Annotated in this window: 15 protein-coding genes; 7 read left to right on the forward strand and 8 right to left on the reverse strand. The window is 65.2% G+C overall.

The features are described 5' to 3' along the window. Positions 1-20: 20 nt before the first annotated feature. The 6 genes from QOJ24_RS27415 to QOJ24_RS27440 all read left to right on the forward strand — a co-directional run bounded on the left by QOJ24_RS27415 (position 21) and on the right by QOJ24_RS27440 (position 6,532). Positions 21-845, forward strand: a complete 825-nt coding sequence (locus tag QOJ24_RS27415; protein ID WP_526266814.1) for an acyl-CoA thioesterase — start codon at positions 21-23, stop codon at positions 843-845. 159 nt (positions 846-1,004) lie between these two features. Next, positions 1,005-2,219, forward strand: coding sequence for a cytochrome P450 (locus tag QOJ24_RS27420; protein ID WP_526266815.1), 1,215 nt, complete (start codon positions 1,005-1,007; stop codon positions 2,217-2,219). A 33-nt stretch (positions 2,220-2,252) separates the two neighbouring features. Beyond that, positions 2,253-3,089: a mycofactocin-coupled SDR family oxidoreductase gene (locus QOJ24_RS27425; protein WP_526266817.1), complete on the forward strand. Its 837-nt coding sequence runs from the start codon at positions 2,253-2,255 to the stop codon at positions 3,087-3,089. A gap of 56 nt (positions 3,090-3,145) precedes the next feature. Beyond that, complete coding sequence (locus QOJ24_RS27430) at positions 3,146-4,159, forward strand: phosphotransferase (protein ID WP_526266835.1); 1,014 nt, start codon at positions 3,146-3,148, stop codon at positions 4,157-4,159. Positions 4,160-4,177: 18 nt separating this feature from the next. Further along, positions 4,178-5,023 (forward strand): SDR family NAD(P)-dependent oxidoreductase, encoded by an 846-nt coding sequence (locus QOJ24_RS27435; RefSeq protein WP_526266819.1) that lies wholly within the window; start codon positions 4,178-4,180, stop codon positions 5,021-5,023. A 72-nt stretch (positions 5,024-5,095) separates the two neighbouring features. Then, positions 5,096-6,532, forward strand: coding sequence for a WS/DGAT/MGAT family O-acyltransferase (locus QOJ24_RS27440; protein WP_526266821.1), 1,437 nt, complete (start codon positions 5,096-5,098; stop codon positions 6,530-6,532). On the opposite strand, the gene QOJ24_RS27445 is transcribed toward QOJ24_RS27440, so the two are convergent. Then, complete coding sequence (locus tag QOJ24_RS27445) at positions 6,529-7,341, reverse strand: lysophospholipid acyltransferase family protein (protein ID WP_526266822.1); 813 nt, start codon at positions 7,339-7,341, stop codon at positions 6,529-6,531. The genes QOJ24_RS27440 and QOJ24_RS27445 overlap by 4 nt on opposite strands. Before the next feature lie 124 nt (positions 7,342-7,465). Between QOJ24_RS27445 and QOJ24_RS27450 the strand changes: the two genes are divergently transcribed. Next, positions 7,466-8,542, forward strand: coding sequence for an NAD-dependent epimerase/dehydratase family protein (locus QOJ24_RS27450; protein WP_526266824.1), 1,077 nt, complete (start codon positions 7,466-7,468; stop codon positions 8,540-8,542). Here QOJ24_RS27450 and QOJ24_RS27455 read toward each other — a convergent pair. Genes QOJ24_RS27455 through QOJ24_RS27485 form a run of 7 tightly spaced genes read right to left on the reverse strand, consistent with a single transcriptional unit; the run spans position 8,539 to position 17,576 of the window. Further along, a complete protein-coding gene (locus tag QOJ24_RS27455; RefSeq protein WP_526266826.1) occupies positions 8,539-9,345 on the reverse strand; it encodes an SDR family NAD(P)-dependent oxidoreductase in 807 nt (268 codons plus the stop codon). The genes QOJ24_RS27450 and QOJ24_RS27455 overlap by 4 nt on opposite strands. 8 nt (positions 9,346-9,353) lie before the next feature. After that, positions 9,354-11,735: a CaiB/BaiF CoA-transferase family protein gene (locus QOJ24_RS27460; protein WP_526266827.1), complete on the reverse strand. Its 2,382-nt coding sequence runs from the start codon at positions 11,733-11,735 to the stop codon at positions 9,354-9,356. Between the two features lie 5 nt (positions 11,736-11,740). Beyond that, entirely contained in the window at positions 11,741-12,688 is a 948-nt protein-coding gene (locus QOJ24_RS27465) for an enoyl-CoA hydratase/isomerase family protein (protein WP_526266829.1), read from the reverse strand. A gap of 36 nt (positions 12,689-12,724) precedes the next feature. Beyond that, complete coding sequence (locus QOJ24_RS27470; protein ID WP_526266830.1) at positions 12,725-13,858, reverse strand: M24 family metallopeptidase; 1,134 nt, start codon at positions 13,856-13,858, stop codon at positions 12,725-12,727. Next, the gene (locus tag QOJ24_RS27475) at positions 13,858-15,096 is read right to left on the reverse strand and encodes a M24 family metallopeptidase (protein WP_526266831.1); all 1,239 of its coding nucleotides are present in this window, start codon (positions 15,094-15,096) and stop codon (positions 13,858-13,860) included. Before QOJ24_RS27475 ends, QOJ24_RS27470 begins: the two co-directional genes overlap by 1 nt. Beyond that, positions 15,093-16,289, reverse strand: coding sequence for an amidohydrolase family protein (locus tag QOJ24_RS27480; protein WP_526266832.1), 1,197 nt, complete (start codon positions 16,287-16,289; stop codon positions 15,093-15,095). The genes QOJ24_RS27475 and QOJ24_RS27480 overlap by 4 nt, the downstream gene beginning before the upstream one ends. A 33-nt stretch (positions 16,290-16,322) precedes the next feature. Further along, positions 16,323-17,576 (reverse strand): cytochrome P450, encoded by a 1,254-nt coding sequence (locus QOJ24_RS27485; RefSeq protein WP_526266834.1) that lies wholly within the window; start codon positions 17,574-17,576, stop codon positions 16,323-16,325. Positions 17,577-17,635 lie beyond the last annotated feature (59 nt).

Here is a 17,635-nt window from a genome sequence, read left to right on the forward strand (position 1 = left end):
CTCGGCTTACACTAATGGCCGTGCCCGACCTGTGGAACGACCTGCTGGAGTGCCTCGAGCTGACGCCAGGACGCCCGGACGGCGACGACGGGGCAATCGGGGCCGCCGTCTTCGAGGGGCGCAATCAGCAGCTCGACTACCACCGGGTGTTCGGTGGTCAGCTGCTCGGCCAGCTCATCCAGGTCGCGTGCCTCGTGTACCCCGACAAGACCGTCAAGTCACTGCATACGGTCTTCGCCCGCGAGGGGCGGGCCGGCGATCCGGTCACCTTCGAGGCGGTACGGCACCATGAGGGCCGGTCGTTTGCCGCGCTGACGATCACGGGGCGACAAGGCTCCCGGGTGCTGGCCACCAGCTCGGTTTCCATGCATGCCGTCGAGGACGGACTCGAACACCAGGCCGTCGCCGACGTTCCTGTGGTCCTCGGGCCCGAGCACCGTCTCGCGCTCGATCTCATTCCGTGGGAGACCCGTGCGGTCGACGACCTCAACCTCACGGGCATCGGTCCGCCGGAATTCGAGTTCTGGATGCGCACACCGGATGTCGACCCTGCGCTGGCTCCCGCGCTCGCGGCCTACGCCACCGATCTCACCCTGATCGGCACCGCGCTGCGGCCGATGGACGGTCTTGGCCAACGCGGTAACGGCACGCAGTTCACCTCGGCCGTCACGTCGCACACGCTGTGGTTTCACCGGCCGTTCCGGACCGACGAATGGTTGCTGCTGCGCCAGCACAGTCCATTGCTCGCGCACGGCCGCTGCTTCGGTCGCGGCGACATCCTCACCGAACGCGGAGTACTGGTCGCCTCCTACGCCCAGGAAGCGCTTCTGCGGGTCGCGCAGTGAATCGCCGGCAACCCGAGAAGGTCGTTCTTCTAAGCGGAGAGTATAAATCCCAAAATATGACGGTTCCATTGACACAATTGCAGCGCTGGTGACACAGTTTATGAGACAACGGCCATGAGTTTGTCTTATCCAGCCCCTGGTCATTGCGAAAGGGACACCGTGACCGTCGATACCACCGAAGCTGCGCCCAGCGACGTGTATTTCGATCCGTACGACATCGGCATCAACGCCGATCCGTACCCGACGTTCCGCCGGCTTCGGGAGGAAGCACCGCTGTACTACAACGCTGCACACGACTTCTATGCGCTGAGCCGCTTCGCCGACGTCAATAAGGCACTGGTCGATCACGAGACGTTCAGCTCGGCGCGGGGCGCCATCATCGAGCTGATCAAGGCCAACATCGAGATCCCGCCCGGGACGGTCATTTTCGAGGACCCGCCCATCCACGACATCCATCGCAAGCTGCTGGCGAGAATGTTCACGCCACGCAAGGTCAACGGGCTGGAGCCGAAGATCCGCGAGTTCTGCGCACAGGCCCTCGACCCCTTGGTTGGCAGCGGAAGGTTCGACTTCGTCGCCGACCTCGGCGCGGTGATGCCAATGCAGGTGATCAGCGCACTGCTGGGCATACCCGAGGGTGACCAGGAAATGATCCGCGACCACGCCAACGCGCAAATGCGCACGGAGGCGGGCAAGCCCATGAAGCAATCGGAGGACGGCTTCGTGACGGGCGAGATCTTCGAGGCCTACATCGACTGGCGAGCCGACCACCCGTCAGACGACATCATGACCGAACTGCTCAACGCGGAGTTCGTCGACGAGACCGGTATCACGCGCAACCTGACTCGCCAGGAACTGCTCACCTACCTCAACGTGGTGGCAGGCGCGGGTAACGAAACCACCACGCGGTTGATCGGTTGGGCGGGCAAGGTTCTGGCCGAACACCCCGATCAGCGCCGTGAACTCGCCGGCGATCCCAGCCTGATTCCTCAGGCCATCGAGGAGCTGCTGCGTTTCGAGCCGCCCGCACCACACGTGGCGCGCTACGTCACCCGCGATGTCGAAATCCACGACCAGACGGTGCCCCAGGGCAGCACGATGATGATGCTGATCGGCGCCGCCGTGCGCGACCATCGTCAGTTTCCGCCCGACGGCGATGTTTTCGACATCCATCGCGAAGTGCGGCAACACCTGTCCTTCAGCGTGGGAACCCACTACTGCCTCGGCTCGGCATTGGCCAGGCTGGAGGGCCGCGTCGCGCTGGAGGAGATCTTGAAGCGGTTCCCCGAATGGGATGTGGACATGGCCAACGCGACACTCTCCCCGACATCGACTGTCCGCGGCTGGGATTCGATGCCCGCCGCGATCAAGTGAATCCTTTCCGCTAACGACGAATTGAGGTTGGAAATGACAGGACGTGTTGAAGGCAAGGTCGCATTCATCACAGGCGCGGCCCGTGGACAGGGTCGTGCCCATGCGGTGCGGATGGCGCAGGAGGGTGCCGACATCATTGCCGTGGACATCTGTAAGCAGATCGACAGCGTGCAGATACCGCTCTCGACTCCGGAGGATCTGGCCGAGACCGCCGATCTGGTCAAGGGGCACAACCGGCAGATCTACACCGCCGAGGTCGACACCCGCGACTTCGACGCGCTGAAGGCGGCCGTCGACGCTGGCGTCGAGCAATTCGGCAGGCTGGACATCATCGTCGCCAACGCGGGAATCGGTAACGGCGGTGCGACGCTGGACAAGACAAGCGAGGGCGACTGGACCGACATGATCGACGTCAACCTCGGCGGCGTCTGGAAGACAGTGAAAGCCGGTGTGCCGCATATCCTCGCAGGCGGCCGCGGCGGCTCGATCATCCTCACCAGCTCGGTCGGCGGGCTGAAGGCGTATCCGCACACCGGTCACTACGTGGCCGCCAAACATGGTGTGGTCGGCTTGATGCGCACCTTTGCGGTCGAGCTCGGCGCGCAGAACATCCGCGTCAACTCGGTGCATCCGACGAACGTGAACACCCCCCTGTTCATGAACGAGGGCACCATGAAGCTGTTCCGGCCCGACCTGGAGAACCCGGGCCCGGACGACATGAAGGTCGTCGGACAGATGATGCACACCCTTCCGATCGGGTGGGTCGAGCCGGAGGACGTCGCCAACGCCGTGCTGTTCCTGGCTTCCGACGAGGCCCGCTACGTCACCGGTGTGACGCTTCCGATCGACGGCGGCAGCTGCCTGAAGTGACGACGCTTGCCGAGCTGTCGATCCCACAGGGCTGGGATGCGATCACCCCCGGTTGGATGACGACTGCACTCGCAACTCATCACGCCGGCGCGGTGGTCGACAGCGTTCGGGTCGCACTGCGCGACGACGGCACCAACAGGCGGGCCCGGCTGGAATTGACGTACTCGGCCGGCTCCGGGCCTGCCACCGTGTTCGCCAAGGCCGTCGATCCGGCACACGCCGAACTCGTGGCGCTGACCAGCGGTCTGTACCACGAACCCCGGCTATTCGCCTCGGGAGTGCCTCTGCCGCTTGATCATCCGACGGTCTACGCGGCGCTCGTCGACGAAGAGCACTCCGACTTCTTGATGATCATGGAGGACGTCGTGTCGCGCGGTGCGGACCCGCGTGACTCCACGCGCCCGATGACGGTCGATCAGGCGGCAGCCGGGGTGCGGGGGCTCGCCCGGTTGCACAGCGCGTACTGGGGTGAGCGGCTGACAGGTGACCCGGCGCTCGGCTGGGTCGAACCGTTCGTCGCCTTCGAGGGAATGCAGTACGCCCCACTGGACATCGCGCGCGAGCGGTTGGGCGACACCGTGGCAGGCGAGATCCTCGCGCTCAGCGGTGAGCAACTGTTCATCGACATCTGGGCGCGCTACATCGCAACGCTCACGACGTCGCCGCAGACGCTGCTGCACGGTGACCCGCACATCGGCAACACCTACGTGTTGCCCGACGACGACGTCGGCTTCCTCGACTGGCAGATGGTGCGTCGGGGCAACTGGTCGCTGGACCTCGGATACTTTCTGCAGGGTGCTCTGACGGTCGAGAACCGGCGCAGCAACGAGCGCGAACTCCTCGACGAGTACCGCGCCGCACTGACATTGCCTGCCGACGAAATGCCGAGCGCCGAGGAAGTGCTGCTGCGCTACCGCGCCTCGGTCGCACACGGGCTTGCGATCTGGATGGCGACGCTGTCGGGCGGCGACGCCTGGCAGAGCGCCGAGATCTGTCTCGCGCTGGCGCAGCGGTACGCGGCCGCGTTCGGAGATCTCGACACCCGTGCCGCCATTGACGCCATCTCGTAGCCGGATAGTCTTCCCGCCGTGGAGACATTCGAGGGACGCGGCGCGGTCATCACCGGTGGCGCGAGCGGCATAGGCTTCGCCACCGCTGCGGAGTTCGCCCGTCGCGGCGCGCGCGTCGTGCTCGCCGATATCGATCAGACCGCGCTCGATGCAGCCGTCGAACAACTGCGGGCCGGCGGCGCGGAGGCACACGGTGTCCTCTGCGATGTGACAAAGCTGGACGCCGTCGAGCACCTGGCCGACGAATCCTTTTCCCTGCTTGGCGGGGTCAACCTGGTGTTCAACAACGCAGGCATCGCCTATGCGGGCCCCGTCGCCGACGTCACCCACGGCGACTGGCGCTGGGTGATCGACGTCGACCTGTGGGGACCGATCCACGGCGTGGAGGCCTTCCTGCCACGGCTTCGCGAGCAGGGCGGCGATCGCCACATCATGTTCACGTCGTCGTTCGCAGGCATGGTCGGCAACGCCTATCTCGGTCCCTACTCCGTCGCCAAATTCGGTGTTGTCGCACTCGCCGAAGGACTGTCACGCGAACTGAAGGCCGAGGGCATTGGCGTCTCGGTGCTCTGCCCGATGATCGTCGACACACCGCTGATGGTGAACTCCGAACGCAGCCGAAGCAGCGACTACGGCGCGCGCAGCGTGCAGAACGACGAAGGGGTGCAGGGACTGACCTCGGTGGTGACGCCGACCGACGCCGACGTGACCGCCGACGACGTGGCACGGCTGGCAGCCGACGCCGTCCTCGCGAACCGCCTGTACATCCTGCCGCATCATGCGTCACGCGAATCGATTCGACGACGGTTCGAGCGCATCGACGGCACCTACGACGAGCAGGCCGCCGAAGGCTGGAGTCACTGAGTCACCCAAACCGGTCAGCCCGCAACCAATGGGGTGGTTGCATGGAACCGCTACGGGAGAGCGGGGTGGGACGTGAAGCGACTCAACGGCATGGACGCCATGTTGCTGTACAGCGAGACGCCCAATCTGCATACCCACACTTTGAAGGTCGCGGTCATCGACGCCACCGACTTCGACGGCGACTTCACCTTTGACGTCTTCCGACAAACGATCCGGCGCCGCCTGCATCTGCTTGACCCGCTGCGCTACCGCCTCGTCGACATCCCATGGAAGATGCATCACCCGATGTGGATGGAGAACTGCGAGGTCGACCTCGACTACCACCTGCGCCGGGTGGGGGTGCCGGCTCCCGGCGGCCGCCGCGAACTCGACCAGGTCATCGGCGAGATCGCCAGCACCCCGTTGGACCGTGACCACCCGCTGTGGGAATTCCACTTCGCCGAAGGACTGGCCGACAATCGCTTCGCGCTCATCGGCAAGGTGCACCACACCTTGGCCGACGGCGTCGCGTCGGCCAACCTGCTCGCCCGGCTGATGGATCTGGCCGGTTCCGAACAGGACGAGCGCGACGAGTACACCGCGTGCGCCATGCCATCGCGGATCGAGCTGTTGCGCAACGCAGGCCACGACCACGTCCGCAACGTCGCCGCACTGCCGGGCCTGATCCGCGACGCCGCCCGGGGATTCGTCCAGGTCAGGCACCGGTCGCGAGAGCATGGCGACCAGCCAGACATGGCAAAGTTGTTCAAGGCGCCACCGACCTTTCTCAATCATGTGGTCTCGCCCGTCCGGACGTTCGCGACGGCGTCACTGGCACTGGCCGATGTCAAGGACACGGCCAAGCACCTCGGCGTCACGTTCAACGACATCGTGCTGGCAATGGCGGCAGGTGGATTGCGAGAACTGTTGCTGCGCTATGACGGTCGGGCCGACCGGCCGATTCTGGCGTCGGTGCCGGTGGCCACCGACAAGTCGAGGGAGAGGATCACCGGGAACGAGATCGGCGGGTTGTCGGTGTCATTGCCGGTGCACATCGACGATCCGCTGGAGCGGGTTCGGCTGACCTCGGTTGCCGCATCGCGCGCCAAGGAGAACTACGAGTTGATGGGCCCCGAACTGCAGGGGAAGTTGATGGAGTACCTGCCGCCGTCGTTTGCGCCCCCGTTGTTCCGCTGGCAATCCAAGCGCGCCGCCCACAACAGCATCATGAATGTCGCGGTGTCCAATGTGCCGGGACCCCGCGAGCGCGGGCATATCGGCGGTGCCCCGGTGAACGAGATCTACTCGATCGGGATCCTGTCGTCGGGCAGCGCCTTCAACATGACCGTGTGGAGCTATGTCGACCAGGTGGACATCTCGATTCTGTCCGACGACCAAACCTTCGACGATGTCCACGAGGCAACCGACGCGATGATCCACGGTCTGACCGAAATCCGCCGCGCCGCAGGGCTTCCCGCGCAGCTCAGCACGGTCGACACGGCGATGGCGCCGGTCAAACCTTCGAGCTAGCCGAGTATCGGGAAGCGGCGACTGTTGGCCAGCTTGTCGAGAGCGTCCTGCATCACTTCGCGGATATGGGCGTCGACGGCGTCGACGTCGGGGTCCTTTCCGAACTCTGCGAGCACGTCGATCGGATCGAGAACCTGCGTGACGATCTTGCTCGGCAGCGGGATATTGGGCGGGAAGAACACGCTCAGCCCGAATGGGAACCCGAACGTGACCGGCAGGATTTCGGCCCGAAGCTTCTCCAACCCCAGGCGCTTGGCCAACCAATTGCCGCGGGTGAGGAACAGCTGTGATTCCTGAGCGCCGATGGACACCATCGGCACGATCGGCACTTCGGATTCGATCGCGGTCCGCACGTAGCCGGTCCTGCCCGCGAAGTCGATCTTGTTCTCGAAGGTCGGTCGGTAGGAGTCATAGTCGCCGCCCGGGAAGACCAGCACCAGCGCGCCGGTGCGCAGTGCCTTCGCGGCGTTCTCCCGGTTGGCCTCGATGACGCCGACCCGGCGCAGCCAGTCGCCGAGCGGTCCGGCGAAGAGCGCGTAGTGCGCGAGGGTGTAGAGGGGACGGTCGAAGCCGTATTTGTGATAGAACGCCGGCGCGAAGACGAGCACGTCCGGGGTGAACATGCCACCGGAGTGGTTCGACACCAACAGCGCGCCACCTGCGGACGGAATGGCGTCCAGCCCTCGGACCTCCGCCCGGAAATACCGTTTGACCAGGGGGCCGACCACGTTCTTGATCTGCTCGGTGAACGTGGGGTCCCACTTGGTGGCTTCTTCCCTGCCGATCTGCTCGACGCCTTCGTCAGCCATATGTTCCCCTTGTGTGTCCTGCGTGTCGCATACCCACGCCGAGCGAGAAGTACCCGCCAACCTCGTCACCTGCGAATATGGTACTCTCTTTCCTTGAGAATGTCATTTCCATGAAGGGGGACGGATGACAGGCGCGGTACTGGTCACAGGCGGGTTCGGACTGGTGGGCTCGCAGGTGGTGGCGCGGCTGACGGCCGACGGCCGGCGCGTGGTGGTCGCTGATCTCGACACCCCGGCCAACCGCAAGAAAGTGGCCGCCCTACCCGACGGTGTCGACGTGCGGTGGGCTGACCTGACCGATGCGGGCGCGGTCGATCGCCTGGTATCGGAGGTCTCGCCGTCGGTGATCGTCCACCTCGCCGCCGTTATTCCGCCCCCGCTCTACCGCAACCCCGGCCTCGCCCGGAAGGTCAATGTGGACGCCACGATGGCGTTGGTGCGCGCGGCCGAAGCGCAACCGAAGCCACCTCGCTTCGTACAGGCGTCGAGCAACGCCGTCTACGGCTCGCGCAATCCTCATCGGGTGACCGATGTGGTTCGCGCGGATACTCCGCCGAGGCCGTTCGAGCTGTACAGCAACACCAAGTTCGAGGCCGAGGAGTTCGTCCGCGCGTCGAGCCTAGATTGGGTCGTGCTTCGGCTCGGCGGTGTGCTCAGCCCGAACTTCAGTGCACTGCCGTTGACCACTGACGGCATATACATCGAGAGCGCACTGCCCACCGACGGGCGGATTCACACGGTTGATGTCCGCGACGTCGCCGCCGCATTCGCCGCCGCCACAACGGCTGACGTCGTCGGCGAGATCCTGCTGATCGCGGGCGACGACTCGCACAAGCTCCGGCAGAAGGATGTCGGCGCCGCGCTGGCGGCCGCGCTCGGGTTGCCCGGCGTGCTGCCCGAAGGCAGGCCGGGTGACCCGGAGAACGACAACGGCTGGTTCCTCACCGATTGGATGGACACTGCGCGGGCGCAGGAAGCACTTGCATTCCAACATCATTCATGGCCGTCGATGCTCGCGGAAATGAGCGAGAAAATGGGATGGAAGCGATATCCGCTGCGCCTCATCGCACCTCTGGCGCGCGTTTTTCTCGCCCGCCGCGCAGCCTACCGCGATGCGCCGGGAATGTACGCCGACCTGTGGGGTGCGATCGCAAAGAGACTGGGCGATCCCTGCCTGAGCACCGAGGGCACGCAGAGCTAGCCGGGACCCAGCTGGTAGTCGCCGGTCTGCGGGTTGTGATACCACCCGCTTGCGGCATGCGTTCCGCCGTCGACATGGATCGTCTGGCCTGTGATGTAACTGGACATATCGGATGCGAGAAAGACTGCTGCTCCGGCCATTTCGTCGACATGCCCCGGCCGCGCCATCGGGATCATGTGCCTGGCGCCGTCGGGGAGACCGTCCGGCGATACCCGCAAAATCCCTTCGGTGAGGGTCAGGTCGGGGGCCAGTGCGTTCACCCGGATTCCCTCGGTGGCCAGTTCGAGCGCAGCGGTCTTGGTGTAGTTGATGACGCCGGCCTTGGCGGCGGCGTAGGCGGCATAGCCGGGTGCCGCCCGCACACCCTCGATGGACGTCACGTTGATGATGCTGCCCGGCAGTCCCGCGGCCACCAACCGCTGTGATACCCGCTGAGTGCAGAGAAGGACATGGCGCAAATTCGACCGGTACAGCGCGTCCCAGCCGTTCTCCGTGGTTTCGAGCAGCGGTGAGGAGAAGACCCCGCCTGCGTTGTTGACCAGAATGCTCACGATGCCCAGCGTCTCGGACGTCTGCTCCAACGCCGCATCGACTTGTCCACTGTCGCGGACATCGGCCACGATGCCGAGCGCCCCAATGTCTTCGGCAGCAGATGCGCAGGTGTCGGGGTTGCGCTCCCAGATGGCGACCCTGGCGCCGAATGCGGTCAGCCCTTCGGCGATGCCGCGTCCGATGCCTTCTCCCCCGCCGGTGACGACCGCTACCCGCCCGGTCAACAAGATGTTCGACGGATCGATGGCCACGGGTCGAGTTAACCAGTCTTGGTGGTGCGAATGCCGCGCATCGCCGGAGCGGTGCCGATGACCCCCTTCTCCTGCAGGTCGGCGATCTCTTCGTCGCCCAGGCCCAGCCCCGAGAGCACCTCGTGGTTGTGTTGTCCGAGAAGCGGTGCGGGTGTCCGATGGAAGCGCTGCGGGCCGGTCGAGATGCGCATGGGAAGCGTGCTGTGCCTGGCGGCCCCGTTCACGGGGTGATCCACCTGCTCGTAGAAGCCGCGGTGTTTCAGTTGCGGTAGGTCACCGACCCGGTGTGGCTGCATCACCTTGGCGACGGGCACCCCTGCATTCCAGAGGGTTCCGACGATCTCGTCACCCGTGCGCGTCCCACACCACCGGCTCAGGTGTTCGTCGATCTCGTCGTGGTGTCGTCGACGCCCCAGTGCGCTCACGAGCTCGTCGGTCACCCAGTCGGGGTGGCCGAGGGCGGCGACGAGGTTCTTCCACTGGGCGTCGGTGGCGACCGCGATGGCCACCCAGTCGTCGGGTCGGCCGAACTCGTCGAGTTCGCTTGTCCGGTAAAGGTTCTGCGGAGCGGCGGCGGGCCCGCGATTGCCCTCCCTTTGCAGCAGGTTGCCGTAGGCCGAGTGCTCGATGACCTGCTCGGCGGCGACGTTGAGCGCCGCGTCGACCATCGCGGCCTCGATTCTGACGCCCTCTCCCGTACGCCGCCGGTGCGCCAGCGCCAGCATCAACGCGTTGAGGCCGTGCACGCCTGCGTTCGGGTCGCCGACGGCATATGGCTCCACCGGATTCTGATCGCGATGACCGGTCAGCCAGGTGATCCCGGATGCGTCCTCGATGACGTATGCGAATGCAGGCTTGTCCCGCCACGGGCCGTCGAGCCCGAAGCCGGGCATGCGCATCATGATCGCGTCGGGGCGAAGCCGGTACACTGTATCGAAGTCGAGCCCGATCTGGTCGAGCACTCTCGGCGTGTAGTTCTCGACGATGACATCGCACGTCTTCACGAGTTCGTGGAGCAGTTCGACGCCGCGCGGGTTGCGGATATCCAGCGTCACGCTCTTCTTGTCGGTGTTCAGGCCCGAGAAGATCGGAGAACGCTCCCACCACTGGTCTTCGGTGATCGGCACGCCGGCGATCAACCGCGTGCCGTCGGGGCGTGACGTCGACTCCACGTGGATCACCTCGGCGCCGAGTTGCGCCAGTATGTGTGTGCAGGACGGGCCAGCCCAGAAGCTGGTCATGTCGAGGACGCGCAGACCGTCGAACGACAGCCCCGGCTTTCCGTCGCGACGGGTGATCCCGTTTCGGCGGTAGTCCTCGGTGTGCTCGCCGAGTCGCGGTGCAGCAGACGGTGCACGGCCCAGCGACGGCATGGCGCGGAAGGGTGGACCGGGCTGTGTGAACCCGTCGCGCGGATTGGTCACGAACGCCCCGCGTTCGGCGAACTGGTCGAACGAGGTGATGTTGGCGCCGTTTCCGACGGGAGCGTTGGGAATGCGGAACGCAGTCGACAGGTCGAGGATCTCGTCGACGGTGTTTGCACGCACCCAGTCGTAGATCTCCTTGGCATGGATGTTGGCCTGTTCGGTGATCGAGAGTTGCGACTCCTCGTCGATCCACTCGTCGTGACCCGTCATCGCGCACAGGTCGAACCACTGCTGCGCGGTCCCGCAGCCCAGCGCCACCAGACCGTCGGCCGCCGTTGCGACACCTGGAATCGTGAGCCGTCGAAGGTCGCGGAACGGGCGGCCAAGGATATCGAGAAACGACACCGAATAGTAAGTGAGGCAGAGTGTCTCGACCTCGAGCATGGAGACATCGACGACGCCGGACTGCACTGCCATCGTCCCTGCGGCGGCATACGCTCCGGCCAGCCACTCGCCTATCTGTCCGGCGACGAACAGCGGCGGGCGGTCCTGTGCACCCCGGCCGAGCCCGACCACGCCGCCTGACCATGCCTGCACGGTGAACTCCGTCGCCGGCCTGTCGGCCCATGGACCCTCGAGGCCGAACGGGGTGATCGTGGTGACTGTCAAGTGCGGATGTCGCTGTTCGATTTCGTTCGGCGCGAAGGCGGGGTGCTCGGCAAGCCGCGAGCCGCGCGACCACACCGCCGCGTCCGCGTCGCCGAGCAGACCGTCGACGAATTCGGCGTCGGCGTCCGGTTCGGCCACCACGCTGTCCTTGGTGCCCGCGAGGAAACTGAACAGCGCCCCGTCGTCACCTGGCTTGATCTCGGCACCCGATGCAGACCACCGCCGAAGTGGATCACCCTCCGACGGTTCGACTTTGACCACCGTGGCGCCACCATCGGCCAGCAGCTTCGTGCAGTAACCTCCGGCGATGCCGGAGGACAGATCGATGACGGTGTAGCCGTCGAGAGGCAACAACGGGGTCAGTCCTTCATCCTGCGATTTTTCTTGCTCAGCCGGAATTCGGGCGGGAACTTCGCGTCGTTGTCGTTGACGGCGTCGGCCAGGCCCGCGTCGATCGCGTCGCCGAGCATGAAGTCGCCCCCGTCGGGCCGAACAGAGCCACCCATGGACTCGAACGCCGCGGACAGCAGACTGCCCATGTACTCACCCTGGAACTGCTTCACCACCTCGAAGAACACCTTCTGCTGAAAGATGCTGTCGACGGGGCGGTTACGGGCGCACGCCAGTGCGTACTTCTGTACCTCGGCTTCGAGTTCGTCGCGTGCCACCACCTTGTTCAGGAAGTTGCACGCCAGCATCTCCTCGGCCGTGAACGGCCTGCCGGTGAATACCATCTCCTGAAACGGCCGAAGTCCCATCGTCAGTACCCAGGTCCACATCCGCGGTCCCCAGCCGAAGTAGCGGAACGAGGGATGGCCGAAAAGTGCGTCGTCGCTGGAGATGACGAGGTCGGCGTCGGCGCACTGGTAGAAGTGCCAGCCGTAGCAGTACCCCTTGGCCTCGACGATGCTGATCTTCTTGAGTTCCTGCAGCGCGCGGTTACCGGCCGCCGCGTTGGCATACCACTGGCCCATCGTCGCGCCGTGCCGAAAGGACCCTTGCGGCGGATACGTGACGTTCGGATCGTCGACACGAAGCTCTGCCAGGCGGTCCTCGTCGGTTCCCGCCATGAAGTCGGGCAGATCAGCCCCGCTGCCCAAATCCTCACCGACGCCGCGAATGACCACGACTTTCACGTCGTCGTCCACGGTTGCACCCCGCAACAGATCCGCGTACCGCAGGCGTGCCGCCGACGTCGGGGCATTCAGGTGATCGGGACGATTGAACGTGATCGTTGCGATCTTGGTCTCGGGGTCCTTGTCGTAGAGGACGATCTCCTCGGGCGACGGACGTTCGCCTGACGCCATCAATGTTTCGCTCCTCGCGTGCGTGGCAAAACCGGCTCAGGCCGTCGCCGCGACGGTGCCGTACGTGGGGCTGGACGTGAGCACCTCGGCACCGTCGTCGCCGATCAACACGGCGTCCCTGGAGAACACCGCTCCTACACCGGGTTCCCACACGTATCCCGTGACCGCCAGCACCATGCCCGGCTCGAGCCGCTCCTCGGCGCAGGTCGACGGCAGGTCCGCCGAGACCACCGGCGGGTCGAACCCGAGACCGAGCCCGTGCGCAACGGGCGTGGCGGGCAGCGGCTCCCCCGCCGCGTCGTATGCCGAAAGCAGGTCGGCGGCGCTGCCGCCCGGCCTGCATGCGGCAATGAGGTGTTCCCACAACTCATTCGAGCGTCGGAACAACGCATCGGCTCCCGGTACGTCGCCGACCGGCCAGGTCCGGCCGACCTCGCCGACGTAGCCGTCGGCGAGCGCGCCGGCGGAAAGGGCGACCAAATCTCCTTCGGCAACCCGGCCTCGGCTCGGGTCACGTCGCCACGAGTGGTCCTTGGGTGTGATCCACGCGCCGTCTTGCGTGGCAGGGGTGGTGACCCCGCCCGCCGCCATCGCCTCCATCAACGCGCCGGTCAACGACAGTTCGCTGATGCCGGGCGCCAACTCCGCGCGCGCCGCCTCGAGCGCTTGTTCGGCGATGCCGAGCGCACCCCGCAGCACGGCGACTTCGTCATCGGTTTTGATGCGCCTTGCGGCACGCAGCGCGGGTTCGGCGTCGACGAGTTCGGCGTCGGGGAACGCCATCGGCAGCAGCTGCGCGAATGTCGGTGTCAGCGAGTCGGTTCCGACTCGCCGGGCGGTCGCCGCACCGGGCAGTTGCTTGAGCACGTCGATCAGCGTCATCGGGTTCCACGCCAGTCCGTAGAGATGGTCATGACCGATCTCGTCGGGGATGCCCTCATCCCATGTGCTGTTCAGGTGAATCTCGCCGGTCGCGCGGATCACCTCACAGATCGGGCCGAACGGTCTGGTGCCCGCGACCCACAGCTGCGGCGCTCCGGTCACGTACCGGACGTTGGCCTGGCGGCCGAGGACCAGGATGTCGATGTCATCGGCCGCCATCTGGGCCAAGACCCGATCGCGGCGGCCGCTGCGCAGAGCCTTCGGGTCAGGCAGGATCTCGAGTGCCATCAGGACCGCCCGTAGGGCGTGTAGGGGTAATCCGTGATGCGAGTGGTGCCGTCCTCGGTGATGACCACGATCTCCTCGCTTCGATAACCTCCGGTACCGTCCTCCCAGATGACGGGTTCGAGCACCAGCAACATTCCCGCCGGGAAGACGAAGTTGTCATCGAACTCCTCACCCAGATCGGTTCCGATCATCGGCATTTCGGCGGCGTTGGTTCCGATGCCGTGGCCGAGGTAGAAGTGCGGAAGCCACGGCTTCTTCCCGCCGTTGGCGGCGATCGCGGCGCGGGCCAGATCACCAGACGTGACGCCGGCCTTGGTAACGGCAAGGACGGCATCGATGATTTCGCGCCACTTCTCGTACTGCGCGTGCTGTCGGTCGGACACCTCGTCGCCCACGAGCCAGGTCCGGCCGAAGTCCGAGCAGTAGCCGTTGTAGGTGATGCTGACGTCGGTCCACAACACGTCGCCGCGGACCAGCTCACGTTCCGTCGTCAGCAGCGGCAGAGCCAGATCGCCGGTGGTGGTCCAGACGCCGCCGCTGGTTTTCGTCGTCGGCATCACCTGCCAGATCGCCTCGAGCATGTTGGCGGTGGCACCCAGTTCGAAGGCACGCCGAACAAACGCCGCTGACAGATCGATCTGACGCACCCCGGGCGCGAGCGCCTTCTGCACGTCCGCCATAGCTTCTTCGGTGATCCGGCACGCGTTGCGGACGCACGAAACCTGATCGGGCGTCTTCACCAGCTTCGCCGGGCCGACCACCTGTGCGGCGTCCGACGGCGGACCCGCCGGGAACAGACGTGACTGGGCGCGGCGCATGGCGCCCGTCAGTTCGTCGACTGCCACGGATGCACCAGCGGGCACGAGCTCGGTCAGCACCTTCGCGAAATGCTCGACGCCCTCGTCGAATTCGAGGTAGAGCGGCCCGTGCACGTGGTCGGCCGGCACCTCACACTCGGACACCGAACCTTCGCGCATCGGCATGAACAGGTGTGGATGTTCGTCGCCGGCGAGCACGATGGCCACCGGGCGCTCGACGTGCGAAAGCCCGGCGTCCAACAGCCGCCAACTGACGCCGGTGGCGTACACCACGTTGCCGTTGCCGATCAGGACCAGCGCGTCGACCCCTTTGTCCTTCATCGAGTCGTGCAGCCGGGCCCCGCATTCGCGGTACATCCGCGCCGTGTCGGGGAGTTCGGGAATCTCCACGGCGGAACTGTTCACCGCGAACGTCGTCATTGGACGCCCAGGAAGTTCTTGATGTTGGTGCTGACGATCTTCGTCGCGGCTTCTGGCCCGACGGCGTCTACGACGGTTTTCAGCGATTTCTCCGAGTATCCGAACGTCGATTCGTTGTGCGGGTAGTCCGACGACCACATCACGTTGTCCACGCCGATCTTGTCGATCAGCTCGAGGCCGAGCGGATCGACCATGAAGGAGGCGCACATGTGGTCGCTCCAGTAATCGCGCACGCCACGGGTGAGCTGATGGTTGAACATGTGGCGGTAGGAGGCCAGCATGTGCTCGGCGTCCTGCAGTGCCGTTGGCACCCAGGCGATTCCGCCCTCGAACCAGCCGATCTTCAACGAGGGGTGCCGGTCCAGGATGCCGGAGAAGACATACTTGGCGAACTGCTCGCGGAACGAGTCGACGTTCACCATCATCCCGACGACGACGCTGTTGTTCTGGCACGGCGTCTTCGGCGGCGTCTCACCGATGTGGTGGCTGACCGGGACGCCGGACGCCTCGATCTCGTCCCAAACGGCATCCATATCGGTGCTGCCGTAGTCGTAGATGTTCCCCTCGTCGTCCTTGCCGGGGTTCAGCGGAAGCAGGAACGTCTTGAGTCCGAGAGACTTCAGCTCCGCCAGGGTGTCCCTGGTGCCCTTGGGATCCCACCAGTTGATCAGCCCCACGCCGTAGAAGTGTCCCTTGCTGCGCTCCTGCAGCTCGGCGATGTGCTCGTTGTAGATGCGGAACACGCGTTCCCGCAGGGATTTGTCCGGGTAGTGGAACAGCGCCAGCACGGCGTTGGGAAATGCCAGTTCCTTGTCGATGCCGTCCTCGGCGAGTTCCTGGATCCGCGCCTCGATGTTGTTCGACGCCGCCCCCGCCAGGTCGTCGTACTGCATCAGCACCCGGCCGAAGTCACCGCCGGTCCAAGCCTTGCCCTTCATGCCGACCATGTACGCGCCGTCCTCGTACCAGATCCGCGGCGCCGCACCCTTCAGCTCCTCGGGAAAACGCTCGTAGAAGATGTCATCTGCCACCGATATGTGGTTGTCGGCAGAGAAGATCTCAGTGCCCTTGGGGAGTCCGGTCGGGCCTTCCTCCATCGCATGGCCCTTGCGGTATTTGGGTGCACCGAAACCCTCGGGCGGATAGAGCGCCGAGGGGCGGGTGGGCGACGCTGCGGCAGTCGGGGTGGACATCGTTGGTACTCCTATCGGGCGGCGGTGCAGGTTTTACCAGTTGACGGGAAGTTCGTATACGCCGTAGGCGAGGCGATCGTGCTTGAACGGCACTTCATCGAAAGGCACGGCGAGCTCGAGGGAGGGAATGCGTCGCAGCAGTGTGTGGAACACGATCTGCAACTCGGCACGGGCGAGTTGCTGCCCGACGCATTGGTGTCTGCCGTAGCCGAAGCCGAGTTGCTGCCCGACGTCGCGGGTCAGGTCCAACTTTTCGGGTTCGGCATATGTGGCGCTGTCCCAGTTCGCGGGCGCCAGGTCGATGATGATGCCGTCGCCGGCCCTGATGGTCTCGCCGCCGATCTCGATGTCCTCGACGGCAACGCGCCGTTGCCCATTCTGGATGATCGACAGATAACGCATCAATTCTTCGGCGGCGTTGGCGATGAACTTGGGATCGTCGGAATCGCGCAGCAGCGCAGCTTGTTCAGGGTTCTCGAGCAGCGCGAGTATTCCGATACCGATCATGTTGGCGGTGGTCTCGTGGCCGGCGATCAACAAACCGGTCCCCAGCTGCGCGGCCTCCTTGACGCTGATTTCGCCCGCGTTGACGCGCTCAGCCAGGTCGGCGACGGCATCTTCCGGGCCTTCCCCGGGGGGAATCGCCATCTTGGACTCGACGAGGTTGATCAGATACTTGTGGAGGCTCATTGCCCCCTTCTGACCGTCCTCGGCCGAGGCGTAGCGGGCCAACCCGACGTTCGCGTGGTGCTGAAAGAATTCGTGGTCCTCGTATGGGACGCCGAGCATGTCGCTGATCACCCGGGTCGGCACGGGCAGTGCGAGCTTCGTGATCAGGTCAGCCGGCGCAGGTCCGGCCAAGATCGCGTCGATGCACTCATCGGTGACCTCCTGGATCACCGGACGTAACGCCTCGACGCGCTTGAACGTGAAGGGTTTCGACAACATCCGGCGGAACCGGGTGTGCTCTTCGGCGTCGGAAGTGAACACCGAACGTGGCCGCTTGTTGACCGTGGACAGCATGTGCTCATTCCAGTGCGGGAAGCCGTCCTTGCGATCGTCGACGCTCACGCGTGGGTCGGCGAACAGCGCACGGGCCACCTCGTGTCCGGTGATCAGCCATGGCGTGGTGCCGTTCCAGATCTTCACGCGAGAAAGCGGTTTGGTCGCGTTCATCTTCAACATCTGCGGGGGCGGTGCGAACGGACACCGCGCGTCGCGCTCCATCGGGTACTCGGGTACTTCGGCTGTCACGCCGGATCCGTTCGCGGTCAGGGTTTCAGACATAAGCCTTTATTCATTCCTCGATGTCGATTGCCAGGGCCGGGCATGCCGCGGCGGCGTTG

The organism is Mycobacterium sp., from assembly GCF_032159775.1.
In the GTDB taxonomy this organism is placed as follows: domain Bacteria; phylum Actinomycetota; class Actinomycetes; order Mycobacteriales; family Mycobacteriaceae; genus Mycobacterium.